This window comes from Sandaracinaceae bacterium (genome assembly GCA_016706685.1).
Lineage (GTDB): Bacteria > Myxococcota_A > Polyangia > Polyangiales > Houyiibacteriaceae > JADJJE01.
Genome location: JADJJE010000005.1, coordinates 53009 through 67588 on the forward strand (window position 1 = coordinate 53009; position 14580 = coordinate 67588).

At 69.2% G+C, this 14580-nt stretch carries 13 protein-coding genes; 6 read left to right on the forward strand and 7 right to left on the reverse strand.

The window, feature by feature from the left end:
* Positions 1 to 14: 14 nt before the first annotated feature.
* Positions 15 to 464 (forward strand): nuclear transport factor 2 family protein, encoded by a 450-nt coding sequence (locus IPI43_09800; protein MBK7774422.1) that lies wholly within the window; start codon positions 15 to 17, stop codon positions 462 to 464.
* Positions 465 to 480: 16 nt separating this feature from the next.
* Here IPI43_09800 and IPI43_09805 read toward each other — a convergent pair whose 3' ends face one another.
* From IPI43_09805 to IPI43_09820, 4 genes are read right to left on the reverse strand one after another with little or no spacing between them, the layout of a single operon-like run.
* Positions 481 to 864 carry a group 1 truncated hemoglobin gene (locus IPI43_09805; protein ID MBK7774423.1) on the reverse strand — a complete coding sequence of 128 codons (384 nt, stop codon included), beginning with the start codon at positions 862 to 864 and terminating at the stop codon, positions 481 to 483.
* Positions 857 to 1825, reverse strand: coding sequence for a hypothetical protein (locus IPI43_09810; protein ID MBK7774424.1), 969 nt, complete (start codon positions 1823 to 1825; stop codon positions 857 to 859). Before IPI43_09810 ends, IPI43_09805 begins: the two co-directional genes overlap by 8 nt.
* Positions 1822 to 3207 (reverse strand): sigma 54-dependent Fis family transcriptional regulator, encoded by a 1386-nt coding sequence (locus IPI43_09815; protein MBK7774425.1) that lies wholly within the window; start codon positions 3205 to 3207, stop codon positions 1822 to 1824. Before IPI43_09815 ends, IPI43_09810 begins: the two co-directional genes overlap by 4 nt.
* The gene (locus tag IPI43_09820; GenBank protein MBK7774426.1) at positions 3204 to 3878 is read right to left on the reverse strand and encodes a ribulose-phosphate 3-epimerase; all 675 of its coding nucleotides are present in this window, start codon (positions 3876 to 3878) and stop codon (positions 3204 to 3206) included. The genes IPI43_09815 and IPI43_09820 overlap by 4 nt, the downstream gene beginning before the upstream one ends.
* A gap of 852 nt (positions 3879 to 4730) precedes the next feature.
* Here IPI43_09820 and IPI43_09825 point away from each other — a divergent pair.
* Together IPI43_09825 and dnaA are read left to right on the forward strand one after the other, a co-directional pair.
* A complete protein-coding gene (locus IPI43_09825) occupies positions 4731 to 5618 on the forward strand; it encodes a hypothetical protein (GenBank protein MBK7774427.1) in 888 nt (295 codons plus the stop codon).
* 523 nt (positions 5619 to 6141) lie between these two features.
* Positions 6142 to 7608, forward strand: a complete 1467-nt coding sequence (dnaA, locus tag IPI43_09830; protein MBK7774428.1) for a chromosomal replication initiator protein DnaA — start codon at positions 6142 to 6144, stop codon at positions 7606 to 7608.
* A gap of 47 nt (positions 7609 to 7655) precedes the next feature.
* Here the strand turns inward: dnaA and IPI43_09835 are convergent, their stop codons facing one another.
* Positions 7656 to 8108 (reverse strand): hypothetical protein, encoded by a 453-nt coding sequence (locus IPI43_09835; protein ID MBK7774429.1) that lies wholly within the window; start codon positions 8106 to 8108, stop codon positions 7656 to 7658.
* Between the two features lie 75 nt (positions 8109 to 8183).
* Between IPI43_09835 and IPI43_09840 the strand changes: the two genes are divergently transcribed.
* Entirely contained in the window at positions 8184 to 8774 is a 591-nt protein-coding gene (locus IPI43_09840; GenBank protein MBK7774430.1) for a hypothetical protein, read from the forward strand.
* Between the two features lie 62 nt (positions 8775 to 8836).
* The gene (uvrA, locus tag IPI43_09845) at positions 8837 to 11731 is read left to right on the forward strand and encodes an excinuclease ABC subunit UvrA (protein ID MBK7774431.1); all 2895 of its coding nucleotides are present in this window, start codon (positions 8837 to 8839) and stop codon (positions 11729 to 11731) included.
* Here the strand turns inward: uvrA and IPI43_09850 are convergent.
* A complete protein-coding gene (locus tag IPI43_09850; protein ID MBK7774432.1) occupies positions 11712 to 12998 on the reverse strand; it encodes a L,D-transpeptidase in 1287 nt (428 codons plus the stop codon). The two genes, uvrA and IPI43_09850, sit on opposite strands and share 20 nt — an antisense overlap.
* 105 nt (positions 12999 to 13103) lie before the next feature.
* On the opposite strand from IPI43_09850, the gene IPI43_09855 reads away from it, so the two are divergent.
* A complete protein-coding gene (locus IPI43_09855) occupies positions 13104 to 13667 on the forward strand; it encodes a hypothetical protein (protein MBK7774433.1) in 564 nt (187 codons plus the stop codon).
* A gap of 22 nt (positions 13668 to 13689) precedes the next feature.
* Here the strand turns inward: IPI43_09855 and IPI43_09860 are convergent, their stop codons facing one another.
* The gene (locus tag IPI43_09860) at positions 13690 to 14508 is read right to left on the reverse strand and encodes a glutamate racemase (GenBank protein ID MBK7774434.1); all 819 of its coding nucleotides are present in this window, start codon (positions 14506 to 14508) and stop codon (positions 13690 to 13692) included.
* Positions 14509 to 14580 lie beyond the last annotated feature (72 nt).

Here is a 14580-nt window from a genome sequence, read left to right on the forward strand (position 1 = left end):
CGTACACTGCCGCCATGCGCGTCGAAGACACCCTGGCCATCCACGAACGGCTCTTCGCCTACAGCGAGGCCATCGACCAGCAGCGCTTCGACCATCTGGCGCACGTCTTCACGGCGGACGCGGAGCTCGACTTCCGGCAGACGGGTGGCCCGTGCTGTGCGCTGCCCGAGATGCAGGTGTTCCTGGCGCAGGAGCTGAGCCGCTACCGCCGGCTCCAGCACTTCATCAGCAACGTGCGCGTGCACTTCGACGACGACGACAGCGAGCTTGCCACCGCGCGCTCCTACGTGCTGGCGCAGCATGGGTATCTGCACGAGGGCCGAATGCGCTTCTTTCAGCTGGGAGGCGAGTACGACGACAAGCTGGTGCGCCGCCCGGGGGGCTGGCGCATCACGTCGCGCGTGCTGCACCTGCGCTGGCTCGACGGTGACGTTCCGCGCAGTCCGGCGCTCGCTGGGTCCTGACGCGGGAGCGATCCGGTCAGTCGTCGCAGCCCGAGCCCACCTGCCGCGTGATCTCGCCACGCAGCGAGTCCTGGTGCGCGAGCCAACGCTCGATCACATCGGCGGGCAAGCCTTGGGCGCGCGCGGTCTCGAGCAAGATCTGCCGGCGGCGCATGAACTGACCGCCCAAGATGTTGTGGGCCCCGTGCGCCTTGGTCAGCGGTCGCCCCTCGTAGGCCACGTCGGCCCCGAAGAAGCTGGCCGCGTGCTGGTACTCGAAGCGCTTCACCCGCTCGCGGTCAGCGGCGCGAAAGTGGAAGCCGATCATCATGTCGTCGAAGCAGCGGTCCACGAACGTATCGATCACGCGGCGCAACACGGGCTCGCCACCCAGGCGCTCGAAGTCGCTCGGCTCAGCCACCGAACACCCGCTGGTTCAGCTCGGCGATGTGCGTGCTGGGCAGGCCGCGCTGCGCCGCGCCGTCGAGATAGCCACGGATCATGAGCCGCGTCTGCTCCCCCACCTTGGTGAAGTGATGCTCGAGGTACACCTCGGCGTCGAAGGGCGCGAGCCAGCCGGCGCCATACGAGATGAGCGAGAAGAGCGGCCTGCGCAGCAGTGGGCGGAACCACGGCACGGGCACCCCCAGCTCGGCCCCCGTGAGCGTCAGCGCCTCGCGCGCGGCCCCGGCGGCCAGGGTGAGCCAATCGCCCTGGCGGAGCGAGCCGAAGCGCCAGCCCGCGCCCTCGAGCGCCACCACCATGGGCATCATCGCGCACGAGCTGAACGCGAGGCTCACGCGCGCGTCCTTCACCTCGCCCGCGGGGCAGCCGCCCGCGCGCAGCAGCTGGGTCACGGCGCGCACACGGGCCGGTTCATTGCCGCTGAACTTGCTGGGCGACAGACGCGGCAGCACGTACGCGGTGCCCGGCGCGAGCTGCTCACCGGGCAGGGGCGCCTCATATGCGATCATGCCGATCATGCCGTCCACCACGCGCGCGCGCGGCACGTGCTCGTCCAGCAAAGCGCGCACCTGCATGCCGGGCAGCATGCACACCAGCGACGAGCGCTCGGCGCGCGCCACCGCCGCCAGCACCGTGTCGAGCGCCCCCGAGGTGAGCGCGTTGGTGGGCACGCACAGCCACACCTGGTCGAAGCCCTCGGCGAGCCCTGCCATGTCGGCGCGCACGTGCGTGGGCACCAGCTTGCGTGACCCACCGCGCGGCAGCGCGTGCAGCGTGGTGCCCGCGCGCAGCTCGTCCACGTATCGCTCACGCACGAAGTAGGTGACCTCAGCGCCACCCGCCAAGAGGTGCAGGCCGTAGACCTGGCCCACGGCGCCTCCGCCCACGATGGCGACGCGCTGAGCGGAAACGCTCACACCTGGGTGTCCCGCACGCCGTAGCGCTTGGCCAGCTCGCGCAGGTGGTAGCGCGTGAGCCCCGCCGCTTGCGCGCTGCGGGTGATGTTGCCGCCGTACTTGTCCAGCAACGCCTTCAGGTACGAGGCCTCGAACGCGTCCGTGATGCGCTGCTTGGCTTCCTTGAAGGGCACGCCCTCCTCCACCAGCTCTTCGGCGCGCCCACCGGGCAGCGTCATGGGCGGCGACTTCTGGCTGGCTGGCACGAAGTCCGCGCGGTCGAGCTCGAAGCCGTCGGCCAGTGAGGCCGCGCGCTCCACGGTGTTCTTCAGCTCGCGCACGTTGCCCGGCCAGGGGTAGCTCTGCAGCCGCCGCATGGCCTCGTCCGTGGCCGTGAACTCGCGCTCTTCACCCGGGAAGCGCCGCGCCGAGAAGTCGTCCAGGAAGCCGCGCACCAAGAGCGGGATGTCCTCGGCACGCTCGCGCAGCGAAGGCAGCTCCACCTGCACCACGCTCAGGCGGTAGTAGAGGTCTTCGCGGAACGTGCCTTCGTTCACCATCTGGCGCAGGTCGCGGTTGGTGGCCGCCACCACGCGCACGTCCACCGGCAGCGTCTTCTGCCCGCCCACGCGGCGGATCTCGCGGTTCTCCAGCACGCGCAGGAGCTTCGGCTGCATGTCGAGCGGCAGCTCGCCGATCTCGTCGAGGAAGATGGTGCCGCCGTGCGCCTGCTCGAACGAGCCACGGTGCCGGTCGCTCGCGCCCGTGAACGAGCCACGCTCGTGGCCGAAGAGCGTGCTCTCCACCAGCTCGCGCGGGATGGCGCTGCAGTCCTGCACCACCAGCGGCGCCGCTGCCCGCTTGGACGCGCGATGGATGGCGCGCGCCACCAGCTCCTTGCCGGTGCCCGTCTCGCCGCGCACCAGGACGGTGAGGTCGCTGGGCGCCACCTTCTCGAGCACGGCGAAGATCTCGCGCATGCGCGTGCTGGTTCCCACCAGATCGTGGAAGGTCTCGTTGCCGCTCAGCGCGATGTCGATGCTGCCCTCGAGCGGCTCGAAGCGGATCTGCGTCTGACCCACGGTGAACAGCGTGCCCTGCCGCAGCCAGACCTCGCGGATGCGCAGCTCGCCCACGCTGGTGCCGTTGGTGGACTCGAGGTCACGCAGCAGCACGCCCTTCTCGTCCGCCACCAGCTCACAGTGCGTCCCGCTCACGGCCTTGTCGGCCAGCACCAAGTCGCAGATCACGCTGCGCCCGATGGTCACGCGCTCCCGGTCGATGACCAGCTCTGCGCCCTTGTTGGGACCGCTCACCACCGAGAGCCGACTGCGCCGCAGCCGACGGGACGTCAGCCGTGGGTCGACGAAGACGCTCGTCAGCATCCCGGGGTCGATGCTCATGCTGCGCCATCCTCTCGAATGGCACGCATGGCGGCGCCGTAGTCCGCTTGCGAGAAGACGGCGCTCCCCGCCACCAACACGTCGGCGCCGGCTTCGATGACCTGCCGCGCCGTGCCGACCTTCACGCCACCGTCCACTTCCAGGTCGATGTCGAGCCCGCGCTCGTCGATCATGGCGCGCAGCCGCGCGAGCTTGGGCAGGGCCGACGGGATGAACGACTGGCCCCCGAAGCCCGGGTTCACGCTCATCACCAGGATCAGGTCGAGCTGATCCATGACGTAGTTGAGGCACGACTCGTCGGTGTGCGGGTTGAGCGAAACGCCTGCGCGCTTGCCGAGCGCGCGGATCTGCTGGAGCACGCGGTGCAGATGCGGGCAGGCCTCGGCGTGCACCGTGATGACGTCCGCGCCCGCGGCGGCGAACTCCTCCACATAGCGCTCGGGCTCCACGATCATGAGATGACAGTCGAGCGTCTTCTGCGTGACGCGCCGCAGCGCCTGCACCACCGGCGGGCCGAACGTGATGTTGGGGACGAAGCGGCCATCCATCACGTCGAGGTGAATCCACTCGGCGCCAGCGCTGTCCACCCGGCGCACCTCGTCACCGAGCGCGGCAAAGTCCGCGGCGAGAATGGAAGGAGCGATGCGGAGCGACTTCGACGAGCGTGGCACGCGAGTAGAATCCACGCTGGGTCACGGGTGTCAACCACGTACCCTCCTCCCGCACCTCCACTTACTCGGTGGCGTGATCGATCCGCCGGGGCGGGGCAGGGGTCGCGGCGGGCACGGACGCGCTGGCGCGTCCTGTCGGGACTCCCTGGAAAACGGCACTGCGCTGCGCTGCGTTTGTTTTCCGGGTCCCCCCACGCCCTTGCTGACCCCTGCCCCGCCCCGGCGGTGGCGACGTGTTGCCGAGCACGCGGGTGAGCCCGACGTTGGGCGCGGGTAGACGCGCGGACGACGAGCGTGGGTGAGCCCGAGTAGAGCTCGTCGAGTCCCTCCTGGGCTCCCGGGCGCTCAGCGGGGCGCGACGGGGTGCAGGTGAGTCCGTGGAACCCAGTCGGGGCCGTCGGGGCCGACTGCGTGCATCAACGCTCGTCGAGCGCAGCCGAGTCCGTCGAACTCAGCTGAGCACCCCGACGACCGAGCGAGGGCATCCACCATCCGTCGGGCTCAGTCGCGCAGAGACGTCGCCAGAGGAGGGGGGCGGGGCGCCCGGGTCAGCGGGGGCTTGGGGGGGCCCTATTTCTAGCGTCGGAACGACGCGACGAAATGGGGGAGGTCAACCAGAGGGAGCGCCTGCGCGACCGGCCCCGCAGACCCGGGTGCCCCGCCCCCTCCTCTCGATCCCGCCACCATCTGGAAAACAGCCCACCTGCGGATTTTTGGACGTCCGAGCGTCGGTTGGGTATGCGGAGATCCACGATGGTCAGCTCTTCTCGAACTAGGCGCAGCAGCGCACCTCCTCCTTGCGGGTGGCGCGTCGCGGTGGTGTTCGCCTGCGTCGGGCTGACTCTCTCTGCCGTGCCGACCAGCATCGCCAGCGCCCAGATCGAAGCGCCGAGCGGCGTGGATGCGACCTCGGACCCGGCGCGCGCCCGTGAGGATACCCTCGAGACAGCGCGCGGCGTCGGCATGGGCTCAGGCGCGCGCGCCACGGCCACGGGCACCTCCGCGCTGGCGTACAACCCCGCCAACCTCGCGCTCCAGCGCCTCTACCACGTCGAGGCTGGCTTCGGTTACGTGGCGGGGCGCAGCGCGTTCACGGTGGGCTCTGCGGTAGTGGACTCCGTCAGCAACAGCCTCGCAGCAGGCTTCAGCTTCCGCGGCTTCTTCGGCAATGGCCGCGACTACAACGGCTGGGATGGTCGCCTGTCGCTGGGCATGGCGCTCGCCCCGCAGATCGCCCTCGGAGTGTCGGGCAGGTACGTGCGCATGACGCCGCGCGACCGCGACGACAACGACACCCCTATCGGCGAGCACGCGCGTGGCTTCACGCTGGACGCCAGCGCAACGGTGACGCCCATCGAGTGGCTGCACATCTCGGTCATGGGGTACAACCTGATCGACCTCGACTCCGCGCTGACACCCGTCCAGGTGGGCGGCAGCATCGGCGTGCTGGTCGACGAGTTCGGCCTCGGCATCGGCACCGACCTGCTGGTGGACCTCAGCACCTTCTCCTCGGCGCAGATCATCGCCGGCTTCGGGGTCGAGTACACCGCCGCGGACCTCGTGCCCATCCGGCTCGGCTATCGCCGCGACCGCGGCCGCGAGCTCCACACGCTCAGCCTCGGCGTGGGCTACATCGCGGACAAGTTCGGCATCGACTTCTCGCTGCGCCACGACGTGCGTGCGCGTCAGAGCGACCGTCTCACCGAGCTGCTGCTGACCTTCCGCTACGACGTCCAGTAGCGGAACGTGGCGACCCATAGTTCACAAGCTGTGGATAACCTGTGTGGGACTCGTGTGCCGCATCGCCCGTGCAGATCTGAACACGCGCGCAGCGAAATCCTTCACGCGCTTCCCGGGCTCGCGCAGAACCCGGGCGTGGTTCATCCACATGTCACACAGGTGATCCACAGCGTCTCGAAACGTGCCCCGTCAGAACTGCGTTTACCACTTGTTTCAAGGTGTATTCGTGGTTCTTGGTGTCGCCTCTACACGTCACCGTCACCGGCCTCTTCGCCCATCGAAAGAAACTTGTCTGCGAATCGTTCGCGATCCTCGTGAGTTAGGATTTTCCTCCTACGAACCCGTAGACGCATGAATCGTGGACTGCTAGTTTCGCGATCCCTTCGGTGGGGATGTCCAGAGTGGCAGCCGCCGGGTAGCAATCCACTCTCCTCCCGAACTGCACGCAAGACGTGGCGCACACCTCTGTGTTCCACGTGTGGGTAACTGCGTGCATCGTCTTGCAATGTGAAGGTATTTGCCCATGAACGACCTGTGGGAATCGACCCTGCTCCGCCTCCAAAGGACGATCTCTCCGGAGGCCTTCGAGAGCTGGATCGCCGACATCGAGTTCGGCGGGCTCATCGACGGACAGCTCACGCTGCGGGTTCCCAACAGCTTCCAGCTCGAGTGGGTGCACAACAACTACGAGTCGCTCGTGCTGGAGCTCTGCCAAGAAGAGGCGCGCTACACCAGCCACGCGGCGCCCACCTCCATCGTCCTCACCATCGACGCCAACCTGCAGGCGCGCGCCACCGCCGCGCGTAGCACCGAGCCCGCGCGTGCTCCCTCGCAGCGCGCCCCGCTTTCGTCCATCCAGGGTGGTCGTCCGCAAACGCCGCCCAACGGCCTGCTCGCGTCGCGCCCCAGCTTCGCGCCCCACGCCACCTTCGCGCCGCAGTCCACGCTGCCGCAGCCGCCGCCGGTCGCCGACCTGAACCCGATGTACAGCTTCGACAACTTCGTCGTCGGGCCCAGCAACCAGCTGGCGCACGCGGCCAGCGTCGCCGTCGCATCGTCTCCCGGCACCCGCTACAACCCGCTCTTCATCTACGGCGGCGTCGGTCTGGGCAAGACGCACCTCGTGAACGCCATCGGCCACACGGTGCTCGCCAACAACCCCGGCGCCAGCATCCTCTACCTCTCGGCCGAGCGCTTCACCAACGAGTTCATCTGGTCGCTGCAGAACCACCGCATCGCGCAGTTTCGCGAGCGCTACCGCAGCCACTGCGACGTCCTGCTCATGGACGACATCCAGTTCCTGGCGGGTCGCGAGCAGACGCAGGAAGAGTTCTTCCACACGTTCAACGCGCTGCACCACGCCAACAAGCAAATCGTCGTCACGTCGGACGTGTACCCGCAGCAGATCCCGGAGATGGAAGAGCGCCTCATCAGCCGCTTCCAGTCCGGCATGGTGGCCGACGTGCAGGCGCCCGAGGTGGACACGCGCGTCGCCATCCTGCGCACCAAGGCCGCCGGTGAGGGCATCCAGCTCAGCCAAGAGGTGGCGCACTACCTGGCGCAGGTCGTGAAGAGCAACGTGCGCGAGCTCGAGGGCACGCTCACGCGCCTGGCCGTGCTCGCCGAGCTGCGCCAGCGCCCCATCGACATGGACCTGGCACGGGAAGCCACGCGCACGGTCATGCCGCAGCTCGAGCAGATCACCAGCGTGGAGGACATCCAGCGCGCCGTCTGCGAGTACTTCGGGGTGCGCATGGCGGACCTCAAGGGCAAGAAGCGCACGCGCTCGGTCAGCCACCCGCGCATGATCGCCATGTACCTCTGCCGTGAGCGCCTGGGCACCAGCTACCCAGACCTCGGCAGCCGCTTCGGCGGCAAGGACCACACCACGGTCCTCAGCGCCTACAAGAAGATTGGCCGCCTGCTCGAGGAGAACGACGACAAGGTGCTGGACGCCATCACCGCCGTGGACCGCAAGCTCGGTCTCTGAGCGGGCGCCGCACCCGTCTCCGGCACCCGTCTCGGCCGCGCGCGCTCTCAGACCTCGAGCAGCACGCGACGGGTGGCCTCCTCGAGCGCCTGCGTGGACTCCACCAACTCGATGCGCCGCAGCGTGATATTGCCGGCCCGAACCGCCATCGCGATCATGGGCGAGTGCGTGGCGATCACGACGCGCCGCGTCTGATGCAAGATGCGCAGCGTGAAGGCCGTCAGTCGCGGAGGGATGCTCGGGTCGAAGCCCGTCATCGCCGTCCAATCGTGCAGGCCGTGCACGCCACGGTCCCCCCGCCGCTTCACACGCGCCTCGAAGAAGTCCATGAACGGCACCGCGAGGTCGACGGAGAAGCGCCCCGTGACGCTGCTCAGCACCACGCCCGGCTTCGGCTCCCACATGCGCAGGTGCCCATCATCGTTGCGGTGCTCGGCAGCGGGGGACTGCGCGAAGAGGCCCGTCATGTCGTCACCGTACACCACAAAGCTGGCGGCCAAGGGTTTCTCTCTACATCCACGGTGGCCAGCGCTGCCAGCGCTGATAGACTTGGGGAACCTGCACGAGGAGGCCTCATGGGACGCTGGACGATGTCAGTACTGCTCTTGGGCGCGCTCACCACGGGCTGCAATCAATCATCCGTGGGAGATCCCGCTCCATCGCGCGGCTTCCCGGAGGTCACCGCCACGCTCACGTTCGAAGGCGTGACCTACGGCGGCAACATGAACATCACCACCGACTTGGGTGAGGAACGCCTCTCCTTCACAGGATATGCAATGGAGGGGAGCGACGTCATCGGAGTCGCGAGCCTGACGATTCAACAGACGCTGACGCGCAGCGCCTGGAACGAGTCGTCCTATGACCTCTACGACCAGCGCGAGGACTGGTTCATCACAGAGGACGGGTTCCAGCCGGGAACCATGCAGCTTGGCGAGCACACATTCACCATCCGAGGGTTGGTGCTCACCGTGCTCGAAGACGGGAGCTTCGTGGCCACCGTGCACGCGGCCAACGTCGATGACGTCAGCAGCCGCGCCGACATCCGCGAGCGCGAGCTAGTCAGCCTCGAGGTCAGCGGAACGATGACGCTCTGGTGCGCGGTCCACCGCGAGAACGGCATGGTCGACTTCGACGCACCGCCACCCGGCAGCCTCCACTGCCAATGAGGCGCCGCCGCACCGAGTCCTCCTGACATCTCCTGTCAGACGCGCCATGCTATTGGCCCCCCATGTCGACGCGCCCCTACGCCACCGAGTCCGACCACATCGAGATCGTCGGAGCCCGTGAGCACAACCTGAACGTCCCCTATCTGACGCTCCCCAAGCGCGCGCTGGTGGTGTTCACGGGGGTCAGCGGCTCGGGCAAGTCCAGCCTGGCGTTCGACACGCTCTACGCCGAGGGCCAGCGCCGCTACGTGGAGAGCCTGAGCGCCTATGCGCGGCAGTTCCTCGGTCGCCTCGAGCGGCCCGCGGTGGAGCGGCTGCGCGGGCTGTCGCCCACCATCGCCATCGAGCAGAAGTCGGCCAGCAACAACCCGCGCTCCACCGTGGGCACCATCACCGAGATCTACGACTACCTGCGCGTGCTCTACGCGCGCGCGGGGACGCAGCACTGTCACCAGTGCGGCAAAGAGGTGCGCGGGCGCAGCGCCGAAGAGGTGGTGCGCGACGTGGAGGTGGCCGTCGCCGAAGGGGCGCGCATCACGCTTCTGGCGCCGCTGGTCACGCACCGCAAGGGCGAGTTCCGCGACCTGCTGGGTGAGCTCGCCGGTCGCGGCTTCGTGCGCGTGCGGGTGGACGGTGAGGTGCTGCGCATCGAGGACGTGCCCGCGCTCGACAAGCACAAGAAGCACACGCTCGAGGTGGTGGTGGACCGCCTGGTGCGCCGCGACGAAGACCGCCAGCGCCTGACCGAGGCGGTGGAAGCCGGCCTGCGCGAGGGTCAGGGCGAGCTGGTGGTCGAGGTGGAGGCGCACGCCGACGCGGCAGCCCACGTGCTGCGCTTCAGCGAGTCACGCATGTGCTGCGGCCACGCGTTCCCGGAGCTCAGCCCGCAGAGCTTCTCGTTCAACGGCCCGCTCGGCATGTGCCCGGACTGCCAGGGTCTCGGTACGCGCGTGGAGGTGGACCCCGAGCTGGTCGTGCCCGATCCACGCCTGTCCATCCGCGAGGGCGCCATCGCTCCGTGGAAGGGCGCCATGGACAAGGGCGAGGGCTGGACCTTCCGCGTCATCGACGGCATGGCCAAGGCCGTGGGCGTGAACCTCGACACGCCGTACTCGAAGCTCAGCGCGAAGAAGAAGCAGCAGGTCATGTACGGGGTGGAGGGCAAGAAGATCCGCATGGAGTGGGGTGCCGAGGGTCAGGACAGCCACGGCAGCTGGGCGGTGTCGTTCACGGGCGTCATCCCGCGCTTGGAGCGCCTCTACCACGAGACCAAGTCCGACCAGATGCGCGCGCAGTACGCCAAGTACTTCGCGGAGCGCCACTGCCACACGTGCGACGGGCGGCGCCTGCGGCCCGAGAGCCTGGCAGTGCGCATCGCCAAAAGCAGCATCGCCGACGTCACGCACATGACGGTCTCGAGCGCCGCCGCGCACTTCGACGCGCTCGGCCTCACCGGCAACCAGGCCACCATCGCGGAGGGCGCGCTGCGCGAGATCCGCAGCCGCTTGCGCTTCTTGTTGGACGTCGGCCTCGAATACCTCACGCTCGACCGCGCGGGCCCCAGCCTGAGCGGCGGCGAGGCGCAGCGCATCCGCCTGGCCAGCCAGCTGGGCAGCGAGCTGAGCGGTGTCATGTACGTGCTGGACGAGCCCAGCATCGGCCTGCACCAGCGCGACAACGAGCGCCTGATCCGCACGCTCGAGCGCCTGCGCGACCTGGGCAACAGCGTGATCGTGGTGGAGCACGACGAGGAGACCATCCGCGCGGCCGACCACTTGGTGGACTTCGGCGTGGGCGCCGGGCGCTTGGGTGGCCGCGTGCTCTACAGCGGGACACCGGGCGGGGTGACCGACGTGGCCGAGAGCCTGACGGGGCAGTATCTCTCGGGCGCGCGCACCATCCCGCGCCCGGCGCAGCGCAGGAAGGCGCAGGCGCAGCTGGTCATCCGCGGGGCGCGCATGAACAACCTGCACCGCATCGACGTGTCCATCCCGCTCGGCATCTTCACCGCCGTCACGGGGGTCAGCGGCGCCGGCAAGAGCTCGCTGGTGAACGGCATCCTGCTGCCGGCGCTCGGGCGCCTGCTGCACCACAGCACGGACCCGATCGGCCCGCACGACAGCATCGAGGGGCTCAGCGCCATCGACAAGGTCATCGCCATCGACCAGCGCCCCATCGGGCGCACGCCGCGCAGCAACCCGGGCACGTACACCAAGGCCTTCGACGAGCTGCGCGAGGTCTTCGCCAACCTGCCGGACGCGCGCACGCGCGGCTTCACGGCGGGGCGCTTCTCCTTCAACGTGAAGGGCGGCCGCTGCGAGGCCTGCTCCGGCGACGGTCAGGTGAAGGTGGAGATGCACTTCCTCTCGGACGTCTTCGTGCCGTGCGAAGTGTGCGAGGGGAAGCGCTACAACAGCCAGACGCTGGCCGTGCGCTACCGCGGCAAGAGCATCTCGGACGTGCTCGCCATGAGCATCGACGACTGCGCGGAGATGTTCGCGGCGCACCCCAAGGTGTCGCAGATCCTGAGCACGCTCCAGCAGGTGGGGCTCGGCTACATGCAGCTGGGGCAGCCCGCGCCCACCATGAGCGGCGGCGAGGCACAGCGCGTGAAGCTCAGCCGCGAGCTGGCCAAGCGCCAGACGGGGCGCACGCTCTACGTGCTGGACGAGCCGACCACCGGGCTGCACTTCGAGGACATCCGTCGGCTGCTGGGGGTGCTCCAGCAGCTGGTGGACGCGGGCAACTCGGTGTTGGTCATCGAACACAACCTGGACGTCATCCGCAGCGCCGACTGGGTCATCGACCTCGGGCCCGAGGGTGGCGCGGGCGGCGGGCGCGTGGTGGCGGCGGGCACGCCCGAGCAAGTGGCCAAGGTGCGCGGCAGCTACACGGGGCGCTTCTTGAAGGGCGCGCTGGCCAAGCCAGAGCGGGAGCTCAGGGCCTCACTCGAATGAACGTGGGCCGGTCGGTGTCGATCGGCAGGATGGCGTTCCACCCAGCAGGCAGCGCGGGCTGCGTGAAGTCGAACAGGTAGCGGGCGTCACGCGGGCTGAGGTTCACGCAGCCGTGGCTGCGCGCGTTGCCGAAGTCGTCGTGCCAGAACGCGGCGTGGAGCCCGTTGCTGCCCTCGAAGAACTGCACCCACGGCACGTCCTCGATGGCGTACTCGCTGGGCGCGTCGATGCCCAGGTTGCTCATGTCGCTGAAGGCCAGCTTGATCCAGATGGCGTGCACGCCGAGCGGCGTGCGGTGCCGCGGGTCGTCGCGCCCCGTGGAGACCAGCGTGGTGAAGACGGGACGCTCGCCCTCGTAAGCCACCAGCACCTGCTCGGCCACGCTCACGTCGAGCCAGCGCTCGTTGGCGCGCACCTCGGTCGGCGGCGCGCTCAGGATGGGTCGCTGCAGGTCACGTGTGCGCATCACACCGCCCTCGGCGAGCGTCAGCCAGCCCTCGCGCGCGGGCGCGTTCGGATCGAGACGCAAGCGCGTCCGGCGCCCCAACCGCCGCAGCACCGGGCCGTTGGGCCGCGCGTGCACCGTGGCGTTCGCCCGCCGCACCCAGGCGAAGTGGAGGTCGTCCGTGGGGCCAAGCGGAACGCCGAAGAGGTCACTCCCGCGCGCGTAGCCGATGTCGCCGCGCTCGATGTAGAGCTGGCTCTCGGTCTGCACGAAGCGAATCCCCTCGACGGTGCGCTCCCCCGTCACCACCACGCCGAAGCCGCGCCCGAGGGCCATGGCGTACTCATCGGCAAAGTACTCGGAGGGCCGCGTGTAGGCGCGCGCGCCATCGGTGCGCACGAACGCGTAGGCCTTCGGCAAGATGGAGCCCTCCGGCACGATGGGCCGTGCCACGCCCGACGGAAGCTCCTGACTCAGCTGCGCGTGCCGGGTGCAGAGGTACAGCTCCTCGCCCACCTGGAACCAGTAACCCGTGGGGCAGTCGATGCCCGGCAAGCGCCGCAGCACCTGAAGCCGCGTCCCGCGCGCGATCGTGCCGCGCCTTCCAGACGCCTCGCTCGGCCCGCGGAACACCCGCGCGCTGTCGTTGACCACCTCGACGGAGCGCACCCATGCGGGCAGCGGGACGGTGGCCTCTTCGCGCCGTTGCGCCGCCGCACGCTGCGGCCCTCCGCCACCCGACAGCCCCGCGCACAGGAGGCCCAGCGCACACAAGAGCCCTGCAGCACGAACCAACCCACGACCAGCGAAGCGCATCGACACCGAACCGCCAGTATAGCGACCGCACCCCGCGCCGCCGCTTTTCGGGGCGCCGAGTCCCAGCCCCGCGCCTTGTGGCCCTCCGTACCGACGCGTATCCTGCCTCACATGAACGCCAATCGCTCGCCTCTCTGCGTGAACGTCCCGTCGCGCGCCTCCATGGTCGCTCCGCTCTTGCTGGCTGCCGTTGGGCTGCTCGCGGGTCCGCTCCTCACCGCCTGTGACGGCAGCGCGGGAGGCGTGGTCCTGGGCTCGGACACCCGCGAGTTCGCGTTCACCGACGTGCAGACCTCCGCGACCACGAACTTCCGGCTGACCGTCTCCGCGGCGGGCGTGGAGACACTGACGGCCGCGTCGCTCGGCTTCACGGTGGATGTGGTGAGCGGTGGACCGGCCATCGAGGTGTCCGTGACGCCCCCCGGCGGGACCGCATCCACCGACAGCACACCCGAGTCGGTCACGAGCTCGGGCGTCACCTACGACCGCTACATCGTGACCCTCGGCGATGCGGCGGCGCTGTGTCCCGAGACCGGCGCTTGCTCGCTGGACTATGCCGTTGTGATGACCCGCACGGGAGCCACTGGCACCGCCTTCGACGCCATCGCCACCGTGTCGGGGGTCATCACGGGCGACGTCCTGACCGGCGCGGACGTCTCGCTCGACTTCCTCTGAGCGGCGCGCTCGGGAGCAGCGGCTACAGGTCGATCTGCTCCACCACGGTCTCGTCCACCTCACGGCCCAAGAACCGGCTGGCGACTTCCGCGAAGCGGCCGGGGAGGTCCGTGACCAGGATGCGCAGGTCACCCGGCCCGTCTTTGCGAGCCAGCCCGCGTGCCTCGAGCAACGCGGTGAGCTCGGTGGCCGTCGCGACCGCGCTGTCCACCACCTGCACGTTGGGCGAGAGCACGCGGCTCGCCACCTCGCGGATGACCTCCGCCAGCAGCGGGTAGTGCGTACACCCCAGGATGAGCGTGTCCACGCCGGCGGACGCGAGCGGCTCGAGGTAGTGCTCCACCACCTCGGTGGGGACCGCACCGTCCAGCCAGCCCTCCTCGGCCAGCGGCACCAGCAGCGGCGCCGCCTGCTGGAAGAGCTCCGCCTTCGAGCTCAGCCCCGCCAGCTCTTTGCCGTAGGCCCCGGAGGCCACGGTGCCGCGCGTGGCGATCACGCCCACCCGCCCGTTCACGCTGGCGGCGATGCCCGCACGAGCGCCAGGCCCAATCACCCCCAGCACCGGCACGTCCAGCTCCACCCGCAGCATGTCCACGGCCACGGCGCTCACGGTGTTGCACGCGATCACCAGCAGCTTGATGTCGTGCTGCTGGAGGGCTCGGGCACACGCCCGGGCATAGCGCAGCACGGTGCGAGGGCTGCGGGTGCCGTAGGGCACGCGCGCGGTGTCCCCCAGGTAGACGATGCGCTCCCCGGGCAGCGCATCCATGATGGCGGAGGCCACCGTCAGACCACCCAGTCCAGAGTCGAACACACCGATGGGAGAGCTCGCGTCAGCCATGAGGCGCCGATTGTAGCAGCCTGTCGGACGCAGGCCGTGCTCGGATCTCATTCAGAATTACATCCCTAAACG

What these genes read in the sequence shown, in the direction of transcription:
- IPI43_09800 (MBK7774422.1), top strand. Translation starts at nt 15, where the DNA reads ATGCGCGTCGAAGACACCCTGGCCATCCACGAACGGCTCTTCGCCTAC.
- IPI43_09815 (MBK7774425.1), bottom strand. Translation starts at nt 3,207, where the DNA reads ATGAGCATCGACCCCGGGATGCTGACGAGCGTCTTCGTCGACCCACGG.
- dnaA (MBK7774428.1), top strand. Translation starts at nt 6,142, where the DNA reads ATGAACGACCTGTGGGAATCGACCCTGCTCCGCCTCCAAAGGACGATC.
- IPI43_09840 (MBK7774430.1), top strand. Translation starts at nt 8,184, where the DNA reads ATGGGACGCTGGACGATGTCAGTACTGCTCTTGGGCGCGCTCACCACG.
- uvrA (MBK7774431.1), top strand. Translation starts at nt 8,837, where the DNA reads ATGTCGACGCGCCCCTACGCCACCGAGTCCGACCACATCGAGATCGTC.
- IPI43_09855 (MBK7774433.1), top strand. Translation starts at nt 13,104, where the DNA reads ATGAACGCCAATCGCTCGCCTCTCTGCGTGAACGTCCCGTCGCGCGCC.
- IPI43_09860 (MBK7774434.1), bottom strand. Translation starts at nt 14,508, where the DNA reads ATGGCTGACGCGAGCTCTCCCATCGGTGTGTTCGACTCTGGACTGGGT.